This is a genomic window from Microbacterium sp. E-13, from assembly GCF_049912955.1.
GTDB lineage: Bacteria > Actinomycetota > Actinomycetes > Actinomycetales > Microbacteriaceae > Microbacterium.
The window spans coordinates 2784512-2800690 of the sequence record NZ_CP183973.1 but is presented as its reverse complement, the minus strand read 5'-3'; the positions used below and the strand labels follow the sequence as shown (position 1 = coordinate 2800690).

General features: G+C 63.3%; 11 protein-coding genes. 7 read left to right on the top strand and 4 right to left on the bottom strand.

Annotated elements, in window-relative coordinates:
* Window positions 1–44 precede the first annotated feature (44 nt).
* The 5 genes from ACN9MP_RS12880 (at window position 45) to ACN9MP_RS12860 (ending at window position 7447) form a co-directional block, all read left to right on the top strand.
* Window positions 45–1088 (top strand): hypothetical protein, encoded by a 1044-nt coding sequence (locus ACN9MP_RS12880; protein ID WP_426320745.1) that lies wholly within the window; start codon window positions 45–47, stop codon window positions 1086–1088.
* A 2-nt stretch (window positions 1089–1090) separates the two neighbouring features.
* Window positions 1091–2080 carry a GTP pyrophosphokinase gene (locus ACN9MP_RS12875; RefSeq protein ID WP_426320743.1) on the top strand — a complete coding sequence of 330 codons (990 nt, stop codon included), beginning with the start codon at window positions 1091–1093 and terminating at the stop codon, window positions 2078–2080.
* 304 nt (window positions 2081–2384) lie between these two features.
* On the top strand, window positions 2385–3398 hold the full coding sequence (locus tag ACN9MP_RS12870; protein ID WP_426320742.1) for a DUF4365 domain-containing protein: 1014 nt from the start codon (window positions 2385–2387) through the stop codon (window positions 3396–3398).
* Between the two features lie 208 nt (window positions 3399–3606).
* Window positions 3607–4989, top strand: coding sequence for a hypothetical protein (locus ACN9MP_RS12865; RefSeq protein WP_426320740.1), 1383 nt, complete (start codon window positions 3607–3609; stop codon window positions 4987–4989).
* Entirely contained in the window at window positions 4967–7447 is a 2481-nt protein-coding gene (locus tag ACN9MP_RS12860; protein ID WP_426320738.1) for a hypothetical protein, read from the top strand. Before ACN9MP_RS12865 ends, ACN9MP_RS12860 begins: the two co-directional genes overlap by 23 nt.
* 46 nt (window positions 7448–7493) lie before the next feature.
* Here ACN9MP_RS12860 and ACN9MP_RS12855 read toward each other — a convergent pair whose 3' ends face one another.
* The 3 genes from ACN9MP_RS12855 to ACN9MP_RS12845 form a co-directional block, all read right to left on the bottom strand.
* Window positions 7494–8678 carry an AAA family ATPase gene (locus ACN9MP_RS12855; protein WP_426320736.1) on the bottom strand — a complete coding sequence of 395 codons (1185 nt, stop codon included), beginning with the start codon at window positions 8676–8678 and terminating at the stop codon, window positions 7494–7496.
* 180 nt (window positions 8679–8858) lie between these two features.
* The gene (locus ACN9MP_RS12850; RefSeq protein WP_426320734.1) at window positions 8859–11597 is read right to left on the bottom strand and encodes an AAA family ATPase; all 2739 of its coding nucleotides are present in this window, start codon (window positions 11595–11597) and stop codon (window positions 8859–8861) included.
* 678 nt (window positions 11598–12275) lie between these two features.
* Window positions 12276–12437 carry a hypothetical protein gene (locus ACN9MP_RS12845; protein ID WP_426320733.1) on the bottom strand — a complete coding sequence of 54 codons (162 nt, stop codon included), beginning with the start codon at window positions 12435–12437 and terminating at the stop codon, window positions 12276–12278.
* An 876-nt stretch (window positions 12438–13313) separates the two neighbouring features.
* Between ACN9MP_RS12845 and ACN9MP_RS12840 the strand changes: the two genes are divergently transcribed.
* Together ACN9MP_RS12840 and ACN9MP_RS12835 are read left to right on the top strand one after the other, a co-directional pair.
* On the top strand, window positions 13314–13712 hold the full coding sequence (locus ACN9MP_RS12840; RefSeq protein ID WP_426320731.1) for a hypothetical protein: 399 nt from the start codon (window positions 13314–13316) through the stop codon (window positions 13710–13712).
* Between the two features lie 183 nt (window positions 13713–13895).
* Window positions 13896–14813 (top strand): hypothetical protein, encoded by a 918-nt coding sequence (locus ACN9MP_RS12835; RefSeq protein ID WP_426320730.1) that lies wholly within the window; start codon window positions 13896–13898, stop codon window positions 14811–14813.
* A 317-nt stretch (window positions 14814–15130) separates the two neighbouring features.
* Here ACN9MP_RS12835 and ACN9MP_RS12830 read toward each other — a convergent pair whose 3' ends face one another.
* The gene (locus tag ACN9MP_RS12830; protein WP_426320728.1) at window positions 15131–16162 is read right to left on the bottom strand and encodes an NYN domain-containing protein; all 1032 of its coding nucleotides are present in this window, start codon (window positions 16160–16162) and stop codon (window positions 15131–15133) included.
* Window positions 16163–16179 lie beyond the last annotated feature (17 nt).

The window sequence follows — 16179 nt, the reverse complement described above, 5'->3', positions numbered from 1 at the left end:
CGCGACACAGGTTCCCCTATTCTTCGAAACGAAAGGGGGCGCCAGTGGCCAACTACTCACAACTGACGCTCGGCAGCGTCATGATGCACCAGCTCATGAAGGATGCCTCTGGTGATCGGGCGTTCGAGACGGTGCTTACTGACGCGCCCGTCCAACTGTCTCCTCAGGAGCGAGGCTATCTCGTCCGTAGGTTCCAGACGTCTCTCTACAACCGGGCGCTCCCCATCGTGCAGGCTGACGCCGGCCCACAGACTTCCCGCGAGACGCTTCTTGGCCTATTCGCCGCAGGCCTGACGCTCGAAGACGCGAGCAAGACTCTCGCCGAGGCGCTCGCAGACACCCAACCCGGCACCGCGGCCGAGGGACTGCTCGTCGTCGCCGAAGCGAAGATCGGCGCCGAAGAGGGCATCGTGATCGCGAAGGTCGAGCATCAGGAAGCTATGCGGCTGGAACCCACGACAGACTCCAGTGGCAAGAGTGTTTTCACGGTAGAACTTCTTCGTGATCTTGTGTTCGGGGACAAGACGCGGATCTATAAAATCGCCATCTTCATCAAAGCGTGGTCCCTTGGTGGGTTCATCTCGGGCGAGGCGATCGATGAGCAAAGCGATCGCAGCATCGCCGCATACTTCCTGAGCAAGTTCCTCGGAATGCGACTTCGGGAGGAACCGTCAGTCATGACAGAGATGTTGCTCGACGGCCTCACGCAGGCGATCAATCGGAGCACCATGACAGGCGACCAGAAGATCGAAGTGCAACACGCCCTTCTCGTCGAGCTTCGCTCGAATGACAAACAGCTCGACCCGACAGCATTTATCCAGAAACACGTTCCCGACGGCCATGGGAAAGAGATCGCCACCCTTGCGCTGGCAGCCAAGACTCCTCTGGTCGCGTTCTCGAAAGACATCTCCCGCATCGACACCCGGATGCGCAGAGTACGTGTTGACCTGGAGCACGACATCACTATCACCGCTCCGCCAGAGGAGGTCGGCGGCGACGGTGCGATCCAGGTCACGGACGGTCCCAGCGGAGCGACGGTTGTTATCAAAGGCGCCCGAGTCGAGAACGTCCGGTCGGGGGCGCGATAACAATGGCTGACACCGCTCGCGAGCTGTACGACAACTACGCGGCACTTCACAGCAACTACCAAGCGCAAGCGCGCGAGCTCGAGGTGCGTCTCGCCGGATGCATCGGCGAACGCGGCATTCTCAAGGCATCAGTATCGAGCCGCGCGAAGGAGCCGCTCGAACTGTTCAAGAAGCAGTTGCGCAAGCGGTACACGGACCCCTGGTCTGAGTGCTCGGACATCGTCGGGGCGCGAGTAGTCGTCGGCACTACGTCGGAAAGGTCGGAGGTGGTCGCTAGTCTGCAGGCCTCGAAACTCTTCGAAGTGATCGAGATAGAGAATCAGGAGGCTGAGTCCAACCCCTCGGAAATTCGCTACCGAGGCCTACACGTGCACGTCATATCTGACATCGTCAGACGGCCCGACGGCACCCCGATGCAGTGCGAGATCCAGGTTCGGACCGCCGCACAGCATGCGTGGGCCGAGACTGAGCACCGTTACGTCTACAAGAAGGGGGAGGTGCCGCACACCGTGAAACGACACTTCAACCGACTTCTTGTCCTAATGGAACTCTTCGACCTCGAGCTTGAAGAGGGGGTCAAGATGGCCCGCGAACTCGATGGCTTCCGACGCCTCGAGCTTTCGCACCATCTTGAAGTCGCGGTGAATCAACTGACAGATGTACCAGGCGACGAACATCTCACGATGGCGGCGATCGAAGAACTTGAGTCTGCGGGGCTTGGCTCAGCGGTCGAGCTTCGAGCGATCGTTGACGTCTACCTCCGCGACAAGCGAGACGAACTGCGGCGGGTCGTCGAGGAGCATGGCCCGAATTCCGATTCTCACGATGTTTCGTCAGGGTGGATCCTGACGCAAGGTGAACTGATTCTGCTGCTAGCGCTGCTCGATAAGGACGAGTATCAGTTGTCGAACGCCCTCCAGCATTCGGACCTGTTTGCTCCGGCGGAGACGCTCGCATTGGCTACCGGACACATGGGATTCTTGCGCGGCTAGGGCCGGGATCACGGCGGGCCCGCCAAGAGGAGATCGCGCTGTCGGAGTAGAGACGTTCGACGGGAGGCGGTGGGGCCATGGAACGGCGGTCCAGTGAACTGCTGGTTGCGTCGCGACGGACGTCACCGCGGTCTGGTCGGTGGACGCGTCTTAGACATTCACCTTGACTTTGTCGCCGACGATCTCGTCGCACGCTGCCTGTCTGGGAACGCGTTCTGTGATGGTGGGAGCGACTGCTTGGATCACCAGGCTGGTGCGCCAACCGGTGGAACCCCAACTTGGCTGCTGCCGATCTGGTAGTGCTATGAGGGATGAATGGGGAATTGTGAAGCACCAGGACGAGAACCAGCTCAAAGGCCGCTGGGGCGAGCTAATCGCGGCTCTGGCATTTCCAGCCCACTGGGTGGTCAGGGCACTTCCGCATGACTATGGGGTTGACCTCCAAGTGGAAGTGTTCAACCACGCTCCGGCGGGCGAGCGCGGCAAGCGCGGCAAGCGCCGCAAGCGCTTTGTAACCACGGGCGGCCACTTCTCGTGCCAGGTGAAGACTTCGGACGCGGTCCGCATAAGAAACGGAGTCGCGGAGCTTCGCATGCCCACGACGGATCTTCGCCTGGCGGAGGGCATGGGGCCAACCGCTCCGCTCGTCCTTCTACTTGTCGATCGACCCAACCAAGACATTTACTACCTGTGTTTGGCCGACTACATCAAGTACGTGCTCGAGCCGGGGAACTCTGACTGGCGCAGTCGAAAGTCGTCGAAGGTTCGCATCCCGTCGCGCAACCGTCTCTCGGACACGACCTCGGCCGCTTCCGCAGGCCACATCCGCTACCTTCGTTCGCTCGCGTATAGAGCGAAGCTGTACGGCGCCTGCTTTGCCCTTCTCCATGCTCAGCGGGAAATGGAGTACCAGCTTGAGCGGTGGCAGGGAGTGCGCGAGCGTGGCACCGTCGCTGAAATGAAGGGTGCAGCGGCTCGACTTGAAGAGTGGCTAGACGCTGGCCGATCTGCTTGCGGCTCACTGAGCACCCTTGGCTTGACGGGGAGCGGAGCGCCGTACTCCGGCTTGCTGGCCGCTGCGACCAGGTGGGCTGAGCAGTTCGGCTCAGAATGGGCCGTTCGCGCAGAAGCCATCCGTGCGCTCGACGAGGATCTCGACCCCGGACACCCTGACGTAGGGGTCGTCGTTATGGAGTTCGACGAGTGCGCATTCTCGGCTGTCTGCTCTTTTGATGTGACAACGGCTGCGGCGCGGACGTTCGAGGGCGTTCATCGCAGGGAGCGACTAGATCTACACCCGCCGGCCATTGATCAGTAGGGAGCTGTCGGTCGGTTCTCCCCTGCGGACGTCGACCGAACCGCATCAGGGAAGCGCAAGCGGCCGTGCCACGACATCGCCGCGTGGGGCGGCAATAATGCGCAGCTCACGATAAGGAAGCCTCATCGTAGCCACGGGAAACAGGATCGTGCTGGCGATCTGGTAATTTTACGAGAGGGGGCGCTTCGGCCCGGGAAGGCGAGGAATCGTGACCGTCGAGCGATTCGTTCTCGCCTTACCAATGGCGAAGCAGAAGCTTGCAGAACTTCACCAGCGCCTGATTTCCCTTCGCTCGGGAGACGTAGCGGAACTCACGATAATTCGCCAGCTGGTCACGAAGAATCAACTCGAGTATGGGCGGGCCATCCAGTTCGTGTTGACATGGGGAGCGATCCCCGCGGCTTCCAAACTGGTGTTCTCCGACGACGACCTCGACTGGCAGGCGCAGCTCAAAGCGTCGCCGCTCTTGATGATCGCTGCCGCGCTGGCCGACGCCACCTTCGACACCGACGGGGCAGATGTCACGACAGAGGCCAACGAAGTCTCTTACGAAGCGCTCGAACACTTCAATCGGCTCGGCGAGACGGACTTCTCGACCGGCGAGTCCGCGTACGTCGTGCTGCCAGCTCACGTACCTCGGCTGAGCCATAGTCCTGATCTCCACTCTTTTGAAGACGGAGCCTGGCGAGTCGACGAGGAAGCACGCACTCTCTATCACGCCATATGGCCTGAGGCGGATAAACCCTCGAGTGTTCGCGAACCGTGGTTTCATCTTGGGGAGAAGCGTGTCGAGACCCCGAGAGGAAGCTCCGTGGTGCGTCGTGTGGCGCGTGCGGGAGACCCCGAATTTCGCACGCTGGCCGAACGCACAATTCGTCCTCGAGGTCGCGCCCGAATTGCGGCGATGGACTATCGCGTCCGTGAGAAAACGCCCGAGGACGAGCTGGGCGAGGTTCTGTTCGAACTCGTTCAGAACACGCAATGGCACGGTATGGATGTCTTGGCCCCGAGCGGCCGTTCAGTCCGAGCGCTGCGCTTCGCGGTAGAGACCTACACCGCGGAAGATCTTCCCGCAGTCGAGGCTGCTGATGTCGCATTGGCAAACTACCTGGCCGGAGCGCTCCGACTCGCAGCGTCAGCGACGGGCGGTTCATCGCCCGCGCTCACGTTGGGAGTTGCGAGCATTATCGACGACGGGCCCGGGCTCGCAAGATCGGTTGCTGGCAACCTCGGGAGGCTCGATGATCTGGACGAGGCGACGGAGATTAACTACCTCAAGATGGCCCTGAACAAGACCGTGCGAACCAGCTTTCGTCAGATGGGGAATCTCGGACTACCGCGAGTGCAGTTGCTCATGACGAATCTTCGCGGGTTCATGAGCATCCGGACAGGGTCGCTGGAGCTGCGCCGAGACTTCATCGCGAATCCCATCCAGCCAAGGCCTGAGTCGCCGCTGTTTGCCGAATGGGTCGCGAGCGACTACGACGACTTTTATGCGGGGCCTCGCGTGGGCACGGATGTCACCTTGATGCTGCCGATCGACTACACGTCGGGGGGGGGCATAAGGCATGAGTCGAACGTACGTCGATAACGACGCATTCATCTTCGCGACCGATATCGCCATCGACGGGGGATACCGCACGACGATAGCGGTGCAGTGGTCAGCCTTCGCTTTCGAGGCGTCTCCCGCTCATCTCACAGCGATTGATCGGTTCCTTACCCCGCGGCCGGAAGTGGCTGAGGCCTGGTTCGTTTTCCCGAAGGACGTCGGGTCGGCATTTTCTGCGCTGAGTAATCTCGATGAGTTCAAGAACCGTGCGATGCACTTGACTTTGGTCCACTTCCGACTTTTCGAGGTGGACAGCCGTGGCGAGTGGCACGAGGTGCAGGTCGGTCAGCCGCCGAGGGGCCACGAGCCGCTTCCACTGAGTCCGGAGATTCTGCAGCATGTGCGCGCCGACGGCATGCGGCAAATCTTCCGGGACAGCGAATCTCTCTCCCCTGCGAGCGCCGGCTATCACTACGAACGGCCAGGCCGGGGACACTCCGAGGTGTTCATGCGGACATCGCAGTCGGTGGCCCGGGCACAGCATGCGTACTTCATCGCGATTTGCATGCTGGTAGTGATGATGCCAACACCGAACAGCCGGCTCTACGCTGACACCGGAGGGATCATTCCGCTCCTGCATGCGGTCAAAGACCTTTGGGGGCGATTGGATCCGCTAGCAACCGGTGTCTCGGTAGATACATTTGGTGGTTACGAGGGCTACGCGAGGAACCTACGAGTCGTACCCGATCGTGACTGGGTGGTGATCTCGAGCTCCAGCTCAGGCTCACTGGCGCGGGAGGTTATCTCCGCCGGCTACGCGGCGGTGGATCGGGTTGTGACCGTGTTCTACCTATCCTGGGCGCGGCCGGACGCGGACGACGGGGCTGTGCTCTGTAATCTGTCGAATCTAGACGAACCGTTCGTCGAGTCCGTCCGAGATGCCCGCCTTCGGCCGCATGCGTCGTACCGCGTCTCTGAGGACGAGTATTGCGAGTTCTGCGAGCAAGGCAGCCACCCGATCGAGCTGGTTGGCGACAGCTTCTTCCCGGCGCCTACGAACCTGAAGTTGCGGATGCCGTCTCTTCTCGATCGTCCATTCCGGGGAAGGAGAGCGCGTACGAAAGAAGAGATCACGCAGTTCGATCATCAGGAGTACTTCGAAGACCTATACGGCCTCGACGCCATTATCGGTCCGGGGAGCGCGTCGACAAGTTCCAGCTCGTCGAACACGACCCTGCAGTACGGCGTGTCGACACGGCTATCCCACCTCCTTACCGGCGATCAGCCGCGTTCACCCCGATTCCGCACACGAATCATCACGACGATTGACCGGATAGTCGGCATGCGGGAAATCGCCTCTGCCGTTGTCGGGCTAGCGGATGCGGAATCGCAGGCTCTCGCCGCCTTCGCCGCGCGCCATCTCTGGGGCGACAGTGCGATCAAAGCGGGGCCGGAGGTTTGGCGAGCGAGCGGCGCACCCGATTCGCTGTCGATGAACGAGGCGCTACGGGAAGTGCCGAGCGGCGGCCTAGTCCTCGTAGTGGCAGGTGTTATTGGCTCCGGTCGTGCGCTGCTCAGCGTGAACAGAGAGCTACGCATCTTGCCGGACACGGTAAAGACCGCGTATTTCGTGGGGGTCGCTCACCCGGAGTCGGACAATGCGATGTCAATCTTCAAGAATTCCCTCGGTGTGCGCAGCAGTGGCGCGACGAGCGACTTCGAGATCTGCTGGACGCTTCCTAGGGACCCACGCGGCCCGGGATCTCGGAACTCCTGGACCGCTGAACTGGAGGCACTCGAACTGGTCGATGCCTGGCTCGCTCGCTACGGGTATCGCGAAGAAATGCGAGCTGTGCGCGCCCGGACATCCAGTTTGCAGAAACTAGGAGAGGATCAACTCTTCGCGGCGCCCGATTTCGACGAACGGAATCGCCGGGGCGTTCAAGTCATCAACCCGAAGTTCGCGCTTTGGCCGTTCGAATGGTCGAAGCACCAACTGAGCATTCAGGATGGCGTTACTCCAACTCAAGCAGAGGTGTACGCGACCATTGCGCATCTACTCTACGAGTCGCGTCGCTCCAACCCGAGCCTCACCACCCATGCCCACGGCGTTCGACGCCACGGTTTCGCGATAAATCCCGCCATCTTCGACAGGCTCAATGATCCTCAGCTTCAGTCGGCGATTCTCCGCGCCGCAGAACCCGGTGAGTTGGACTATCACGCCGACGCCGATGCCAGCCGCGCAGCCGTCGAAGTGTTGAAACACGTGCTTGACAATGTGGAGCGTCAGGGTGGCCAAGCGGCGTACGAGTTCCTGGTCTCCATCACTCGAGGTCTACAGGATCGTCGTAGCTCAGGCCTTCAGATACAGAGCGGGATGCTGGCGGAGGGGCTGCGTCTTGCATGTGCGCGCCCGGGAGGAATTACATCTTTCCCGCCGCTATGTCGCGCACTGCTGTATTACATCACTGACACGAGGCCGCCGAGCGAGGAGCTGTAGCTACTGAAGCGAGTCCGAGCGCCGTTCACCACGCAGGCGGTCGCTCTTAGGCGAGCCCAGCGGCGCGGCGATTGACGTGCCCGGGCATGCCCGGCGTCGTGAACGCTATGCGCCCAGGCCCGACGGCGAAGATCACGCCCTTCGTCTCCAGCGACTCGCGTGCCGCAGCGAAATAGGACGCATCGAGGCCGCAACGATCCGCGATCTGGTCGACGGGGTACTCATCCGCGTCATCGGTAGCTGCCATGCATCGGAGTATCGCCCGTTCCGCAGTGTCCGCCCGGTCCCAGCTTGACCGGAAGTACCCCTGGTCGAGAATGGCATATGCGCTGTTCAGCGCGCGTTCCGCCGTCTCGAGGGAGATTTGGCGCTTGTCCGTCAGATTCCACGCCTCCCGGCCCATCATCTGGAGGAAGTACGGGTATCCGCGCGCCGCCCCCGTTAGCAAGTCCAGGGCGTCGTCGTCGATGCCGAAGCCGTATCGTGAAAGCGGGTCCCGGATGGCTGCGACCGCAGACTCCGCAGAGAGCGCGCCGACATGCCGGTACTCGAACAGCCGCTCGGCGTAACTGCGGGAGGTCGCCAATCGGGCTGGGAGGGTGGGCAGACCCGCGCCGACGACGTAGAAGGGGATGTTCTTCTGGCCAGCACGGTTCTGCACGGTCAGGAGCGCGGAGAGAAGCTCGGTGTCGACGTCCTGCATCTCGTCGATGAAGATGCCGACGGCCGTGCCCGACTCGCGGAGGGCCCCAGCGAAGTCTTCGACGAGCTCCTCCAGGTCGACCTCCAGGATTCCTGAGGATGCGCGCCCATTGGTGGGTTCTCGGGCTGTCTCGATTGAGACCACGCCCAGCGACAGCGAGAACCCGGTCAACGTTCCGAGGGCCCGACGGATCGCTGCGGTGTAACTTTTCCCGTTCTTGAAGCTCTCGGCGGCCTCCAGCAACTTGCGGCCGATCCGTTGCCGAATGGCGGTCGGGCCCGCATCGGAGGTCTGCGCCTCAACGTCGATGCACAGCCATCCGGCGCGCTCTGCCTGCTCTCTCATCGCGTTCAAGAGCACGGTCTTGCCAACGCCCCGGTAGCCGTGCAGGACGATGCTTGCACCTTGACGTCCGGCTAGCGACCGGGCAACGAGCAGATCGAACGCCGACACTTCGTGGTCGCGTCCCGCGAGCCGCGGCGGCTCCAGACCGGAGCCGGGCGTGAACGGGTTCAGTTCGGGGTGCACGTTGCAGAGCATAGGGCGGACAGCAGACACATGCGTGGACGCTCCGATGATGGCACCCGCGAGCCCCTTTGAAACCAGGGAACGAAAGTCGCGAATGAGCTCACTCGCCTTGCGGCCGCGTACTGGTAGCTCGCCCAACCGTTGTCACGCTGAACGATCGCCGATCGAGTGCTTCCAGACCTAGATCGTCATCCCGTGTCCCGCGCCCGGCGCGAGACCCACAGGCCCCGTCGCCATCGCCGCCTCCCGATTCCTCGCCGCGCGCCGCACCTCCGCGTCGGCCGCGCGCACAGCATCCTGCATCGTCAATTCCGGAGTGCCGCGCTGCATTGACTCGGCGAGGCACTCGCGGGCCGCGACATTCGTCCGCGCGACGACGATCGCCGCGTTGTGCATCCGTCCGCGCGTGAGGCCCACGTAGAGCCCCGCGGCATCCACATCTGGCCCGACCACCGAGGCATCGGCTGTGTCGCCCTGCACACCGTGCACGGTGGACGCGTAGGCGAGCTGCAGGTGCTCGCGCGCGTACTCGGTGGATACACGTCTCACCTCGCCGCTGTCGCTCACGGAGACAAGAGACACGTACCCGTCGCGGATGCTGCGGACGATCCACTGTGCGCGATTCTCGACTCCCGTGAGTCGGTCGTTGCGACGGGTCTGGACGGTGTCGCCGACGAGGATGCGTTGCTGCGCCAATCCCCACGCGACGACGCGGACGTCGAGCTCGCCCTGATCGACTCGCCGCTGCTGGATGGCTTCGTTGATCGCATCCGCCTCAGCATTCGTGCCGGATACCAGCGTCACCCGCTTGCCGCGCTCGTGCCACTCGAAGTATGCGTCGATCATCCGTTCACGCGCCGCGTCGTGATGGTCGACCCGGTCGACGTGACCGTGTTCGGCGAGCTCGGCCGCAACCGCCAGCGCACGCTCGCGATCACCCGCATCACGGATCCGCAGCGTGAGCGCCGCGTAATCGGGATCGCGGAACCGGTGCACCGTGTCGAGCTCGACCGCAGCGTTCGCGTGCCGGATCGCAGAACTCATTGCGCCCGCATGCCCGACCGGCAACGCCTGATGCGTGTCGCCCACGAACGCCAGCCCGACGCCCTGCTCGATTGCGAGCTCGACGAGGACGTTCGCCGTCCGCAGGTCGACCATGCCGGCTTCGTCGACGACGATCCGATCGCCAGACCGCAATACGTGCTGCGTTGGTCCGCCACATACGGCGCCCGTGCTGGGATCGACTTCTCCCACTCGAAGCCTGGTCCACACCTTCGCGCCCGCCTCGTCGGTTCCCCATCGGTAGCCGTGATCTGAAAGCAGGGCATGAATACTGGATGCCGCGGCCCCGACCTCGTGGGACGCCACCGATGCCGCCTTCCTCGTGGGAGCAACAATGAGCATCCGCTGCCGTTGCGACGTGAGCGCCGCGAACGCAGCTCGCAGCATCGTCGTCTTGCCCGCGCCAGCGGGGCCGGCCACCGTCACGAGCCCGTCCGTACCCGCGATGGCGCACGCAGCAACGCGTTGCGACACATCCAGTGTCGAGAGATCCTCGTTCGGTGCGAGCCCGTGCAACTCGCCCGGCAAGAGGGAGCGCCCCGGTTGGGCGAGCACGTCCAAGCGGCCGGCGAGGCGCACCTTGGCGCGCACGGTCTCGGTAGCCATTAACGCCTTCACGTGCGCCGGTGGTTGCGCAACGAGCCGATAGACGGAACGCGTGGCACGCTCCGTGATCTCGGCGATCACGCCATCCAGCCGGTCGCGCTCCGCAACGACGCCCGTGCGCGAGAGTGCTCGTATCGCGCCCGCGCGAACGTCGTAGATGCTGAACCTCCCGCCGCAGGATGTGGACCGCTCGTCCGCGTCGACGACCGCCTGTGCCGCCAGCAGATCCAGGTCGACGGCGTGCGGGTCTGTTGCAGCAACTTGGATGGGTACGCGCGGGGTGGTCAGGCTCGGATCGATCGTGGCGATCTCGTCGCGGACGCGCGCCTCCCAGGATGCCTCGTCGAGATCGGCCGGCTTGTTCGGACGCGACACCGCCCACGCGCGTCGATCGATCTGCTGCAGCACCTCCACGCTCGGCGCTGATCCTCCGTGCGCCGCCGACCACTCCGCGATCAGGCGTGCGCGATTGCCTTCGATTTGCGCCGACCGACGCGAGACGGGGCGGACGGCGCGGGCGAGTTCGGCGATCTCGGCAGCGTCGTCGATCGTGTATCCGTGCCGGGCGAGCGCGGCGATCCAGGCGGGGTCGGTGCGGGCGGCGAGCTCGCCCTCGGCGTTGACGACCGTGTGCAGCTTCATCGCGACGCGCGAGTCCACGTTCGACCACTTGCCGTCCGCGCCGAGCACCTTGATGTTCAGCCAGAGGTGACGGTGGATGTGCGGGTCGAGCGCACGCGAGCGCCGATGCTGCAGCTCGACGACCTCGATGCGGGTGATCTCCTCGCGGACGCGCCCTCCGCGCCCGCGCCGCGCGTTGAGTTCCGTCTGCCACGTGAGCAGGATGCGGTCACGCAGCCGGTCCTGGAGCGCCTCGAACTCGGCGGCGAGTTCGGGATGGAGTAGCGCGGCGATGCTGTACGACTTCGGGTGGTTGATCGTCCCGTCGAGCAGCAGGTCGGCATCGGGGCTCAACCGCTGATGGCCGCGGTCCTCCCCGGTGACCGGGTCGTGTCCGGTGAGCCAGACACGAAGTCCGCCGGCGGTGAGTTCGTCTTTGCCGATCCTTCCGCTCGCGACAATGAATCGCGAGACGGTTTCAGCGGATGCTGCGCTGTACGCTTCGAGCGCGTCAACGCCGGGGGAGTGGTGCAGGTGAGCATCGCATGTGCCCTCAAGCGCGTAGCCGATCGCCTGTCGAACCCCTCGGGAATCGACCCCTCGCTTCCATCGCTCAAGGCCTCCGCGCATGGCGCCAGAGTAGGGTGCGTTTTACCTATTATCCAGGTATTTTTCTTGGATGCAGGTAGCTGTAGGTAACTGGTACTAAAGGGCGTCGCTCACCTCGGGTGCCTGCGTGCATGTTTCTTGGTCCTCGTAGATTGTCTCGTCTTCGCCGTCTTCGTCTGCGCCTTCTCGTCCCTCGTCGCTAGTGCGATCGGCACCGCCCCTGACTCGTCGAATGAGGCACCTGATTGTGCGAGACGATCGCGCCGGCTCACCGGACGCCTTCAGTGAGCCGGCGATGAGGCTAGATCATGTCGCTCGCGCATCCACGGAGCGGGACCGTCTGACGCGTTCGCCCACGCCGATGAAGCGCGGTTGGCGGCCGCTGGTCGGCGATGCCCGCAGCCCTGGGGCATCCGTCCGGCCGCGGAATCGACACCGTCCGTAGTGGTGTGGTTGGGTACGAAGCATGACGAGAAGGTCCGACTCCATCGACTACGCCGTGCAATGCACCATCTGCATCGACTACGAGGAGTCGGGAGTCGGGAATCGGATCGTTTATGAGCGTCCGCAGATGCAGATCCCAGATCGCCCACTGACCTCGTTCGAGCGCATAAGACTCTCCCAGTACTCGGACGATGAGGCGCTGACTATAGAGGCGAGGGCAATCTTTGCGGACATGCGGCGAACCGGACGTATCAGTCAGTCCGCGATCCTGGGATCGATCTTCATCGCCCGCACTTCTGCAGCGGCATTGGAGATGAACCTGTAGCCGGCTTCTCTCGCCGGAGCACACGTAACCCCCGACCATGTGAGCTCGCTCGACGATCCTCGCTGCACCATCGCGATGCGAATGTCGTCCACCGAGCCTCCTAGTTATGGGCGGGGGTATCGCGGTCGACAGAAGCGGCTGACAGTCACTGCGAAGCGGCGCAGGAATACCAAGCGATCCGCTCTCGTACGTCGTCCAGGCTATATGCGCCAACGGCTCGGCGTTTGGAGTAGCCCGCGAGGGTGATCCACCCGACCGCGCCGAAGTGAGGTGCGAGCGCTAGGCCGTGATGCGACGCCGAGATGTCGCGGATGCTCGCGTGCGTGGCGCACTGGACCATGGCACCCGCCCCATCGATCGCCCAGTCACACAGCGCGGGCACACCGCACCCTCGGTCGGATCGCGGGACAGCCTGCCGCCGATCGCCCAGGGGTCGGCCTCCGTCTTCACCGACGCGTAGGCCCCTCGCTGCTAACTCCGGCGCTCTCTGGTGTTTTATGCGGCCTGTGGCGACTACCGGGGAAGCTGAAGACCGCCAGGTATTGCAACTCTCCAAGCGACCCTACCGCCGCGACACGCATGTTCCACTACAAATCTCGTGACTCTCATGATCCCGTCCGTGAGGCTCTTGACCGCCTCGGAGACCGCAGCTCCAACCATGGTTGAAGCGATGGGCACGATCTCCGCTCAGGCGTACTTAGCCAACATGGCGAGACCTGAGGAGCCGAGATGCTCGTCTAGCTCTGTAGCTGCGGAAGAGGTTTGCCGAAGATGTCGACCAGACCCCCGCGGAGTGTCGGTGCAGCTCGGTAGACTTGAGGGCGTGCTACCGGAACTGCGTTTAAACCCCCGGCGAATGTGGCCTCACATTGAGGCTCCGAGCCGATCGGAAACTTAGAAACCATGGGCTAGGCAGATGTGGTACGATAGTACGGACGGCAGTAGATCGACAGCGAAAGGAGCCGCAGATGGGATTCGAAGTCTTCGACAAGCGCATGGCACCGCTCGCCAAGGCTCCCAGTATTACGATCCAGAAGAAGGGAATCTTCTCGATCAATCGAGCCGCCCACAACCTGATCGGTGCGCCCGAGACGGTGGAGCTGCTGTACGACCGCGACGCTGAAGTCATCGCGCTGAAGCCATCGAGTGGGTCGCACGCCTACGCGATTCGCCCGCAGACGACGAGTGAGACCGGACAGGTGATCCTGTCAGCGACCGCCTTCACTCAGTACTACGACATCGACACCAGGATCAGTCGCCGCTACGAGCCGTACGAGGACGACGGGATGCTCTGCATCGACCTGCGAGGCAAGAGCGTCGAGATCATCGGAAACCGATCCAAGCGGGAGGAAACTTCCGGCGACTAGCTGAAAAGAGTCTGGCCTGGAGCTGCGCCAACAGCTTCAGGCCAGTACCGGCCCGAGGGGCGCGGTAGTGATGTTCAGTCATTACAGCGTAGCAAGTTTCCATGGCACTAGGCCATAGTCACACCTCTCGGGTCTTCATCCGAGGGCCGTTCGGTCCTCCAACTCGAGAGGATGGTGAGGCAATTGCCTTCCATCAAGCAGTATTACGGGATCACCGGTCCCGTACCGTTCCATGACGTCGACGTCGCAGCAGACAACCTGCTGTTCGTCGACCCCCACGCGGTGCGCCTGCGCCGCACGCCCCAGCCCTTCGCGGACGAGGCGATCGAGTGCGCGGACACGTTCCTCGGAGAAATCACGGGGTCGATCATCAAGGGCACCCCGGCCTCGCGGCAGCGCGGCGAGGCGCTTCTCCAGCGGTTCACCGAACCCTGGGAGACCCGGATGGGCATGGCTGAGAAGGGGTTCGCCGGCCACGGCGGTGCCTCCCTCATCGGCTCGCTCATCTGGGAGACCCTGAACGACGACGTGGAGGCACTGGTCCGCGTCGGCGTGCTGCGGCAGATCGAGGATCTGCCACTGTTCGTCAACGGTGTGGACCGCGACATCACGTCCGACGTCACGACTCGGATTGTTTACGGGCCGCTGGCTCGCTACACCGAGTCGATGCTGGTCGCCTTCCCAGAATTCTCCTCGGGGCCGCACAAGGTCGGCAAGTTCAAGCGGCAGGTGTGGAACCCGATCGCGCGCGAGTGGGACGAGGAGACCTTCACCCTCCCCATCGCGAACGGCAAGCCCCTCCTGCTCGTGCCTGACGGCTGGGCGCGTCGCAACCTGCTGATGTCGGCCGGTCGCTTCTACGAGACGGCGGTTCTGTCCTTCGCCCAGCTGGAAACTGCGACGCGGGGACCGAAGGGGAAGCTCGTCAAGACGCCGAAGGATCGGCTGAAGAAGCAGCCCGGCCTCGGCCGCAGCCGCAACACGAACCTGCGTGTGACGATGCGGGCGTTCGAGGACGAGCAGGATCTCCTCGCAGCGTTCAAGGCGTTCGTCGCCCTCAAGTTCGACTGGGACGAGGACCACGAGGAGTCGGCCGCTTAACCGCGACCGCCTGAAACCAAGCGCGTCAGCTGGAGCCGTCAGGCTCCGGCTGACGCCCTCGTGTTGTGGGGAAGAATGCGTGGATCGAAGCCGGGGATGCGGCGCTCGACTGCCTCGAAGACATCTTGGGTCGCAGGTCCGTGGGCCGGGGTGTGCCCGCGGCGGAGTCGTTCACGTACTGCGTGCGCCGTGTGGGCCCGATGAGTCGACCGGCGGGCTCCAACCACATGCGTGCCGTCACGTACCCTGCGCCGTTACCATGCGGCACATCCACCGGAGGCAACGACCGGTCTGACTAGCGCGGCGTGATCCGCTACTCAGTACCCACCCGACTCCTCTAGATCGTTCAGGGCTGTGCTCCAGTCCTCGTCAGACATGATGAGATGCAGGTCGCCGGACGGCTCGCCATACCGCCACTCGATCCCGGTGATCGCGCCACCCTCTCGCACGACGGCATCCCACACGCCGTAGTGCATCACTGCTCTCGGGTTCTGCATCATCCAGTCCCGGACTCCCTGTGGGACCTGGTGCCACCACCCCAGCTTCGAGACGCGTTCCACGTCAGTCCACCCCGCGTGGTGGTCCCAGACTGCGACCACCGTCCCGCCTACCGGCGTGTCGCCCTCGTAGATCGCTGCGCTTGCTGGCATCTCATTAAGCGAAAACTTCGCATCGTCGATCGTGCCATGGGAGCTCTTTCGCATCTCACGGTCTTTGGACTGCCACTCGATGCTGTAGCCCATCGCGCCTCCTTGTCTCGGCACGAGCCTAGCCAGCGCTGACCTGTTGGGGACAACATCTAGGAGTGAACAGAGATTCTGCGACAGCGAGAGGCTTGAGTGGGGCCGGTGCGGAGTATTGCCGACAGGGTGGGGGACTTCAGCGCGACAGTGTGAGCGCGTCCGTCGACGGGTCGGCGAGCACGTCGAGGCAAATGAACCGGTCGCAAGCGTTGCGGAACGCCTCGGGCGTCTTCCGTTCCCGAACCCGTAGACGGTGACGCCAGCCTCGCGAATGCGGGACGCGAGACGAGTGAAGTCGCCGTCACGCGAGACGATGCAGAACGATTGAAACCGCGCGGAGTAGAGCCGATCCATCGCGGCGATGATCAGGGCACTGTCGGTGGAATTCTTGCCGGCCGTGTTCGCGAACTGCTGGATGGGTTGAATGGCGCGCTCGCTCGCCGCGATCTTCCAACTGGCGAGCTGAGGTCTTGTCCAGTCGGCGTACACCCGCTTGACGGATGCTGTGCCGAACTGCGCGATCTCGGTCATCACGGCACCGATGCGTGCCGGAGGGACGTCGTCTGCGTCGACGAGGACGGCTACGAGGTCGGACTGCTGAGTCACCGACACAGCGGCACAGG

Coding starts and splice junctions, on each gene's coding strand:
- ACN9MP_RS12860 (WP_426320738.1), top strand. CDS start 4,967: ATGAGTCGAACGTACGTCGATAACGACGCATTCATCTTCGCGACCGAT.
- ACN9MP_RS12850 (WP_426320734.1), bottom strand. CDS start 11,597: ATGCGCGGAGGCCTTGAGCGATGGAAGCGAGGGGTCGATTCCCGAGGG.
- ACN9MP_RS12875 (WP_426320743.1), top strand. CDS start 1,091: ATGGCTGACACCGCTCGCGAGCTGTACGACAACTACGCGGCACTTCAC.
- ACN9MP_RS12840 (WP_426320731.1), top strand. CDS start 13,314: ATGGGATTCGAAGTCTTCGACAAGCGCATGGCACCGCTCGCCAAGGCT.
- ACN9MP_RS12870 (WP_426320742.1), top strand. CDS start 2,385: ATGAGGGATGAATGGGGAATTGTGAAGCACCAGGACGAGAACCAGCTC.